This window comes from Pseudomonas sp. C321 (genome assembly GCF_055407105.1).
Window position 1 is genome coordinate 1 of record NZ_JBUZRB010000019.1, and the last position, 9,091, is coordinate 9,091.

Below are 9,091 nucleotides of genomic sequence, written 5' to 3' on the forward strand. Positions count from 1 at the left end.
CCTCAACGAAACCTTGAAAGACTGTGATGCACTCTCGCAACAAGCCAGCCGTTTGAAGCAGTTGGTCGATAGCTTCAAGATCTGACATTCGTTCTGCAAGGCGCTGGATAAGACGTTGTGGTGATGGGACAAGCCCGCTCACCACAACCTCAGCTGAGCAATTGGCGTACGTTATCCAGCGCGCCGTCGGCGAATGCCTGAACAAACTGTTTAAAACCCTGCAAAGCCTCGACGTTTGTGTCGACGGGCTCGGTAATGATTACCATCGTGTAAGAACTTCTTACGCAGCGATCCGAGGCCTGTGCCCGTCATCTCGATGTGCGACAGGGCGAGAATAAACAGCAGACGATCGTCACTGATGACTCCGTGGGGGTGCCGTGCGGATTGTTGATCAAGGTATCGGGTTGAAGTTGTGCCATAAGGTTGCTACCTGCAACCCATTGCTGCAGCCCTTTGTGGCTTAAACCGAGCACTGGGCTTCCATCTACAGCGGCTCTTTCTCGTTATTCTGCTCCAGGCCGTTCAGGTAGAGCGTAATGACTTCCATCCCTCTCATAAGATGATTGCGTAAGGTCAGAATGCTTTCGTCGACCTTTTTTTGTGCGACCAGGTTCAGCAGTTCGCTATGGTCCTCCTGAGAGATCTTGCACAGTCCCATGGCTTCAAGGTTGAAGCGCAGGAACCGCTCCTCTTCGTTCAGGCCGTGTTCAACCAGCTTCAATAGCCGCTGGTTGGGCGCCTTGCCATACAAGGCCATGTGGAACAAGCGATTGAGCCGGCCAATTTTGGTGTAGTCGGTTTCGTGTTCAAGGGCAGCGATGTAGCCACCCGCTTGGGTGATGTCGTCATCCCTGAGCAGCGGGATCGACAAGCGCAACGCTTCGGACTCCAGAAGAATTCGCAGAGCGTAGGTCTCGGCTGAGTTGTCTTCTATCAGTGGCGCAACCACGGCACCTTTATGGGTAACGACATGCAGCAGTGACTGTGCCTCCAGTTGGCGCAATGCCTCACGCACCGGCATCCGGCTCACTCCGAACAGGCAGGCCAGTTCTTGTTGGCGCATTGCAGTACCGCAGGGCAGGCGACCATCTAGGATGGCGTTGCGCAATGTTTCTTCAATTACGGAGCGAGCGAGGTGGGCGGGAATGGGTCCGCTGACGTTGATGCTGCTCAAAGGGTTCGGCTTCTGCGTCACGACTACGCTATCCTCCTTTATTAGAATGGGTTTTATTGATTGGATCCAATGCACACTAGAGCTTGCATGCAAGCTTGTCAAACAGGCAAGGTTTTCGTTTGTAAGCAGCTTCATGACCCTTTATATCGTCCCACATCGCGGTTTGGCGACGTCTTACAGACCTCGTGCCAATAAGCTTGGCGGGCCTGGGATGATTGCACCGTGCCATTGTTTTTTGCCGGTCGAAGCTTCACCATCGCTTGATTATCCGTCTCTCTCTACGGACTGAACGCATTGGCGGTACGTTTTATTTCCTCCTGGATCGTGTGCTGGCTGTTTTCAGCACTGCTGCTGGCTGGCTTACTGCCTGGCGGGTTGCATGCCGATTGGGATTTTTCCCAGATCAGCCGCCGGGCCACCGACCTGTACGGTCCGCTTGGTGCAGGCCAGCAGCGCATTGACGACTGGCAGCGGCTGTTGGCGACGCAAAAGCAGGTCAGCGAGCTGGAACAGCTCAAAGTGGTCAACCTGTTCTTCAACAAGCAGATGCACTATGTGGAAGACATCGACCTCTGGCACCAGGTGGACTATTGGGAAACTCCCATTGAAGCGTTATGGAAGGGGGCCGGGGATTGCGAAGACTATGCAGTCGCCAAGTATTTCAGCCTGCGTCACCTGGGCGTCTCCAGCGACAAATTGCGCATTACCTACGTCAAGGCCTTGCGTCAGAATCGAGCCCATATGGTCTTGACCTATTATTCGACGCCAGACGCGATGCCGCTGGTGCTCGACAGTCTGATCGATGACATCCAGCCCGCCAGCCAGCGGACCGACTTGCTGCCCGTTTACTCCTTCAATGCTGAAGGCTTGTGGCTGCCGGGCGCCAAGGGCAACAAAAAAGTAGGCGACACCAAGCGCTTGTCGCGCTGGCAGGATGTGTTGAAAAAAATGCGTGCGGAAGGCTTTCCAGCCGAGCCTGCCATCAAGGAGTAACCATTCAGATGTCTCTGTTCAAACAACTGTTGATCGCTATCTGTCTGTTCCTGGTGGTCGCCTTCAGTGGCAGCTTCATGGTCAGCCTGGAAAGCTCGCGTACCCAGTACGTGAATCAGTTGCGCTCCCATGCGCAGGACGCGGCGACGGCGCTGGCGCTGTCCCTGACGCCCAATATCGACGACCCCGCCATGGTCGAGTTGCTGGTCAGCTCGATCTTCGACAGCGGCTACTATGCGAGCATCCGCGTAGTGGATCTGACGAATGACCAAACCATCGCCGAGCGCAGCGGTATCCCCGACAACAACGGCGTGCCGAACTGGTTCGTCAAGCTGATCGGCCTGGAGCCGGCCGGTGGCGACGCTCTGGTCAGCCGTGGCTGGGAACAGGCGGCGCGGGTCGAGGTGGTCAGCCATCCGATGTTTGCCCTGGCCAAACTCTGGCAGAGTGCCCTGGGCAGCCTCGGCTGGTTGCTGCTCTGTGGTGCGGTAAGCGCAGTGCTCGGTGCGCTGCTGCTGCGCCGGCAGTTGAAGCCGCTCGATTACATGGTCAAGCAATCCCAGGCCATTGCCCGTCGCGAGTTCCTCAGCCTGCCCGATCTGCCGCGCACGCCGGAGCTGCGGCGGGTGGTACAGGCGATGAACCAGATGGTGGAAAAACTCAAGGCGCTGTTTCAGGAACAGGCCGAGCGCAGCGAAAAGCTGCGGGTGGAGTCTTATCAGGACACCCTCACGGGTCTGGCCAACCGCCGTTATTTTGAGATGCAACTCAACGCCCGGGTCAGTAACCCTGAGGAAACCAGTTCCGGTTATTTGCTGCTGCTGCGGGTCAAGGACCTGGCGGGCCTCAACCAGCGTCTGGGCGGGCAGCGCACCGACCAGTTGCTGCAGGCCGTCGGTGAACAACTGCTGCGCCAGTGCGAGCCGTACCCGGAAACCCACAATCTGGTCACCCGTATACGTGGCGGTGAGTTCGCGGTGCTGGCGCCGGGGCTGATGCGTGAAGAGGCGCTGCAACTGGCGCAAAACCTGGAAAGTACCCTACTCAGCCTGCAAGCCACCGGGGCCAGCGACGTCACACCGGTTGCTTGTATAGGCCTGGCCCCCTTCACCCACGGCGACTCGCCCCAGGCACTGCTGACACTGGCCGACCAGGCCTTGGCTCAGGCTGAAACCCAGGGCGATGTCAGCTGGGTCTGCCTCGACCACGCCGCTGCCGCCAGCGTCGGTGACGACCACCATGCCTGGCACACTCTCCTGGACCGGGCCTTGACCCAGCAGCGCTTTGAGCTGTATTTCCAGCCGGTAGTGGCCAGCCAGGATACGCAACTGATCTTGCACTACAAAGTCTTGTCCCGCTTGGTGGATGACCACGGCCATACCATCCCGGCCGGGCGCTTCCTGCCCTGGCTTGAGCGGTTCGGCTGGTCGGCACGCCTTGACCGGTTAATGCTGGAGCTGGTGCTCAAGCAAATGGGCAGCCACGAACACTCACTGGCCTTGAACCTGTCCGCTGCCACGCTGGCCGATCCTCAAGCCCTGAACCGGGTCTTTGACCTGCTGCGTCAGCATTCCAACCTAGGCCCGCGCCTGACCCTGGAAATCGGTGAAGAACAACTGCCCGAACAAGCGGTGCTGGAGCAATTGACCCATCGCCTGCGGGAATTGGACTTTTCCCTGAGCCTGCAGCGTTTTGGCGGGCGCTTCAGCATGATTGGCAACCTGGCGCGCCTGGGTCTGGCGTACTTGAAGATCGATGGCAGCTACATTCGCGACATCGACCAGGAAAGCGACAAACGTTTGTTTATCGAAGCCATCCAGCGCGCCGCCCACAGCATCGACCTACCGCTGATTGCCGAGCGGGTGGAGACCGAAGGTGAGCTGAAGGTGATTCGCGAGATGGGGATTTTTGGTGTGCAGGGGCAGTTGTTTGGCGAACCGGCGCCGTGGCGCTAACAGGCGACACCGCAGGGCTTATGTGTGGTGCGGGCATCTCGTAGCAGTTGTCGAGCACCAGCGAGGCTACGTCGCCCGCAACGCCGCCATCAGATCAGACGCCAGCACCGAGTCGCCTCCAGCGCAGCCTCGCCAGCTGCGAGAAACAGCAGCGGCTGCAATGCGTACATACACAGGCAGCGATGGCTGTGGGTCACCGTAGTTACAGAGACCTCAGATCAACCCCGTCTCTTCATCATCGATCAATTGACTCAGCCCACCCAGCGCTTCCCGCGCCTGGTTACGGTCCAACAACTTGGCCTGGGCCGCCGGCGGTAGGTCGGTCACGCTGATCACCCCTTTTCGGGTCAGCACCTGAATCAAGTCGTCGAGTACCCGGATCATCTCCAGGTCGCTCTGCTTGAGCTGATTCAAGCTGGTCTCCACCACTTCATTGGCGTACCAGTCCTGGATCTCATGATGATCGGCCGGCAGCGTTTCTGTCGACTCGGCGAAGGTGGCCGCTTCTACGCGAATCAACACGCCCTGTGCATCACGTTGCACGTAAAACATAGAAATCCCTCAGGAATAAGTAGCACGCAGTCAGCAGCATAGGCTAACGGTGCAGGTGTAGCCGTGAGTATGCGGTGCAACCGTCACCCAGAGCCAGTGACGAGGCGCCAATGTGCATCGGCCGCCCTGGGTGGGCGGCCGATGAACCTCGTCTTAGACGGTGTGATCGATCTTGATGGTCGGATCGGCACCGGAGATCAGAGAGTTGATGCTGGTGTGCGACCAGTCATTGCCTTCCAGCTTGATGGTCACATCCGCGTTGGCCAGGCCGCCGGTAGCATTGAGCTTGCCTTCGCTGCTGACCTGCAGGGTCGATACACCCTCCACGGTGGTGATCTTGAGGAAGTTGTCGATGGAGCTGTCGGTTTCACCCTTCAATAGATCCCGCAGATCAATCCGGTCGCCTTCGGATGCCTTGAAGTCCTTGATCACATCGTTGCCGACGTCACCGGACTTCCACACGAAGGTGTCAGCACCCGAACCACCCATCAGGATGTCGTTACCCTGACCACCGATCAACGTGTCCTTGCCGGTGCCGCCCAGCAGAATGTCATTGCCCTTGCCGCCATCGAGATAGTCATTGCCGCCCTGGCCGAACAGGATGTCATCGCCCGCGCCGCCCAGCAGGCGATCGATACCGTCCTTGGCGCCGGACACGTCGAAGTCGGTGTAGTGCTCGGTGATGTACTTATGCACATCCTGGCCGGTGACATTGGCAATCCCGGTCTTTTGCGAAACCAACGATTGCAGTGCGTCGTAGCCTTCGCCCGTCACGCCGCTGAAGCTCACCAGGTCGCCGAAGATGATGTCATTACCATTACCGCCGTTGACGTTGTCGGCCCCCGGCAGTGTTGCTTCGGTGTGGCCGAGGATGGCGTTGGCCAAATCCTTGGGATCGATGTTGGTTTGGGGCTTGCCGTCGGAGTCGTACGGGGACAGGTCATTGAGGCTGACGTTCTTGTTCAGGCCGATGGCTTCCACCCCGGAAAGCTTGCTCAACGCTGTGAAGCTGGCGCTCGAGCCGGTGTTTGCCTCGTCAACGTTCCACCAGTTGTCATAACCAGTGCCGGCGAGTCTGGAGAACTCGAATGTGCCGTCGCCCTGGGCGTGTACCTGGCCTTTGTAGGAGTACCCACCGCCGTTGGTCGACAGATACAGGTCGCCATTCGTCTCGACTTTGATCGTATGGCTTCTATCGATCTCCAGGGTATAGGCCTGGCCAATGGTGTAGTTGCTGGCGAGCAACACGTCGTCGAGTCGCACATTGCCGTACAGGGACGGGTTGTTCGATTCGTTCGACTGGTAGTACGTCGGTTGGCCATCGGTGATGAAATACGTCATGTTGGTGGCGCCGCTGGCGCTGGCCTTGTTGGCCAGAGCCGCGCTGCTGTTGAAGAAGTTGCTCGTGGCCTTGAACACGTCTTCGTAGTTGGTACCGCCACCCGACAACATGGAATTAAGCACGGTCATGAGCTTGTCCAGGGCGCCTGTTTCCTTGAGGTTGACCGAAATCGATTGGTTTACCCTCTCATCAAAGTCAGCCAGGAAAATATTCACGGTACCTGCACCGGTGGTGCCGATGCTCTTTTGCAGTGTCTCGAATACTGATTTCAGCGATTTCTGCGCCGCCAGGACCGAGTCATCGTTCATGCTGCCCGAGCTGTCGACCATGAAGGCGATGTTGTAATTCTGGCCCTGGACCACATGCAGGCCGCCGATATCCGCGACCATGATGTCGTTGCCGTCGGTGCCATTGAGCGTATCGCTGCCCGAGGTGCCGGTCACTTCGTGGTAGGTCGATGGGTACACCACAACCGGGATTTTCGCGATTGTGTCCGCCGAGCCACCCAGTGATTCGGTGGACGTCGACGTCACGGTCAGGTCGAACTTGCCGCTGGTGTAAGGCGCAGGCTTGAGGGTCAAGGTGGCCAGGTTCCAGCCATCCAGAGTCGTCGTGCCATTGGTCGCCGTTGCGGTAAAGGTATGCCCGGCACCATCACTGAGCACTGCACCGGCTGGTACGCCGCTGATCTTCACGCTCAAGCTTTCCGAACCGTCAATATCAGACAGGCTGGTGGTGACCTTGGACAGGTTCACCGTGCCGTTTTCCTGGCCTTCGTTGAGTTTGTAGCCCGTGTAGTAACCGTCGCCGTTGCTGCCCTGCAGGTCGGAGACGTTCACTCCGGCATTGATCAGGTCGGTAACGCCGGTGTACAGCGGCACATTGGCCTTGCTCAGGTCGACCGCGGTCGCGCCGTTGATCGACAGGTTGACGTCGTAGCTGCCAGGGCCTGACTGGTTGGCGTGGTAGATCTCGAGGCTGTAGTACCCGCTGACGGTTGGGGTAAACGTGCCGCTGAACTTGCCGCTGTTGTTGCCCCACGTGGCGCTGGCCACGTTCGTACCGCCAACGTTGACCAACAGGCTGTCATCGCCGGTACCGCTGAAGGTGTAGTTCTTGCCTGCTTCCATGTAGATCAAACCGGACGTTTTCGAGCCAGCGGAGGCCGCTACGTCAGAGGAGGACTCGACATTGGTCACAGTGCCCTTGGTATTCGCAACGCCAGCGTTATCAATGGCGTTTTTCAGCACATCAGCCGCAGCACCATTGCCGTTGTTACCCAAGCCGGAAATGCTGTTCCAGCTTTCCTTGATCAGGCCTACGGAGTTGACATTATTGTCCGCCACCGCGAGGTTCGGCGCGTCGGCTATCGGTGTAATGTCGACTTTCACCGTCGCCGCGTTACCCAGTGTTACGCCATCGGTAGGCTGGAACTTGAACTGCGCGTAATCCGCCTGTTTGTTGCCCATGCCGGTGCCGCTGTAGCCGTCGGTCCCGGATTCGTTGGTGTCTGACAGGAAGCGCAGCTTGCCATCGTCGATCTGGGCCTTGGTGAAGACCTGGCCGCTGGTCACGTTAGTCCAGGTAACGCCATCCGCCGCGAGGAACTGCAGCTTCCCGGCCACCGGCAATTCGGTGACTTTCACCCCAAGGTTGGCGGCAGGCGAGTCGACATCGGTGATACCGAAGTTCGACCAGAGCAGTGCCTTGCCGATATCTTCCTGGCCGGTAATCGCGCCGCCGGTCGCTACAGGCGCATCGTTGACCGCCGTCACGTTGACCGTGGTGGTAGCCGTGTTGGAGTAGTTTCCGCCATCGGTGACCTTCACCGTAATGATCCGCGGCGTGGTGCTCGGGTCTTCACTGTTGTTGCTGAAGGTGATGTTCTTGATGCGCTGCATGTAGTCGGCCAGCGTCGCCTTGCCTTCAAGAACCAGAGTGATGGTGCCCGTCTGGTTGTTGGAGTTGATGGTGATGCCACCGACATTGATACCCAGGTTCAGTACGTCACCTGCCTGAGCGTTGGTCAGGGTCACCGTGGCACCGGTGAGCATGGTGCTGTCCGGGTCGGTGATGCTGATATCGGTGTCGGCAATCGACACGCCAGGGCCTGCGGCGCCTTCAGTAAAGGTCACCTTGTAGTCTGCACCGATGACGCCGCTGGAGTTGTTGGCGTCCAGGTCGAGAACCGGCGGGGCGTCATTGTCGATGATGTTTGTGTTGGCGCTGCCGGTACCGATCACCAGATTCTCGAAGTTGCCGCCAGTGGTCGAGGCGATCTTGACCACGAAATTCTCCGTAGTCTCGGTCAGCTTGTCATCAAGGGTTCTGATATCAAACGGCACACTGCTGGCGCCGGCCGGGATCTTCACGGTGTACACGCCGCTGAAGTCCGAACCGTCGATGGCGGTGCCGCTGTAAGTCAGCGTCACGGTAAGTTCCGTGCCGGCCGGGTTGGTCAGGTTCAACGTGTAGTGCGCAGTGTCACCCTCATTGACCGACGTGTCGCCGGTAATGCTCAGGGTAGTCTGGGTACTCACGTCGGTCACTTTGGTGACTGCTGGCGTACCGTCGAAGGTCAGGTGCTCGTACTTGTCCGCGCCGCTGACCAGCGTGGCGATCGTGGTCGACACGTTGGTGCCGCCGGTATACGGGTCATTTGGCGCGGTAATGCTGGTGGTGCCGAAGGTTTTGCCGTTGCCGATGGTAATAGTTTCACCATTGGCCAGCTTGATCACCAGATCGGAACCGAGGTTGGTGACCGCAACGTTATTTTTGCCTACCAGGGATGCGGTGTAGACGATCTGACCGCCTTCACCCACGGAGATCGTGGCATTGAGCACCACGGTTACATCGTCGATGGTGTCCTTGATGACGGTATCGGCTGCGCCGCCGACGATTTGCAGCTTCTCGAAGTTACCGCCAGCGATGCCGTCCGGCTTGATGGTGGCCGAGACAGTGCTTTCGTCTTTGAAGACGTCGTCGGTTGGAGCGTCGAATTTCGTTTCGCCGGAGAACTTGCCTTGTTCAATGGTGATTTTCGCGCCATTGCTCAAGGTAACGGTCATTGGGCTG

General features: G+C 58.4%; 4 protein-coding genes and 2 pseudogenes. 2 read left to right on the top strand and 4 right to left on the bottom strand.

The features are described 5' to 3' along the window. Positions 1-149 precede the first annotated feature (149 nt). Positions 150-419, bottom strand: a pseudogene (locus ACZRJ6_RS26035) (hypothetical protein). A 65-nt stretch (positions 420-484) separates the two neighbouring features. Beyond that, positions 485-1,195: a GntR family transcriptional regulator gene (locus ACZRJ6_RS26040; protein WP_463970652.1), complete on the bottom strand. Its 711-nt coding sequence runs from the start codon at positions 1,193-1,195 to the stop codon at positions 485-487. A 273-nt stretch (positions 1,196-1,468) separates the two neighbouring features. Here ACZRJ6_RS26040 and lapG point away from each other — a divergent pair, with 273 nt between their 5' ends. Further along, positions 1,469-2,167, top strand: a complete 699-nt coding sequence (gene lapG, locus ACZRJ6_RS26045) for a cysteine protease LapG (RefSeq protein ID WP_463970653.1) — start codon at positions 1,469-1,471, stop codon at positions 2,165-2,167. A gap of 8 nt (positions 2,168-2,175) precedes the next feature. Then, positions 2,176-4,122: a cyclic di-GMP receptor LapD gene (gene lapD / locus ACZRJ6_RS26050; RefSeq protein ID WP_463970654.1), complete on the top strand. Its 1,947-nt coding sequence runs from the start codon at positions 2,176-2,178 to the stop codon at positions 4,120-4,122. A gap of 213 nt (positions 4,123-4,335) precedes the next feature. On the opposite strand, the gene ACZRJ6_RS26055 is transcribed toward lapD, so the two are convergent. Together ACZRJ6_RS26055 and ACZRJ6_RS26060 are read right to left on the bottom strand one after the other, a co-directional pair. Continuing rightward, on the bottom strand, positions 4,336-4,674 hold the full coding sequence (locus tag ACZRJ6_RS26055) for a tryptophan synthase subunit beta (RefSeq protein WP_463970655.1): 339 nt from the start codon (positions 4,672-4,674) through the stop codon (positions 4,336-4,338). Between the two features lie 153 nt (positions 4,675-4,827). Then, positions 4,828-9,091: pseudogene (locus tag ACZRJ6_RS26060) on the bottom strand (LapA family giant adhesin); the annotation flags it as partial.

Excerpts from the sequence above, each read along its gene's own strand:
- lapD (WP_463970654.1), top strand. The coding sequence starts at position 2,176 with ATGTCTCTGTTCAAACAACTGTTGATCGCTATCTGTCTGTTCCTGGTG.
- ACZRJ6_RS26055 (WP_463970655.1), bottom strand. The coding sequence starts at position 4,674 with ATGTTTTACGTGCAACGTGATGCACAGGGCGTGTTGATTCGCGTAGAA.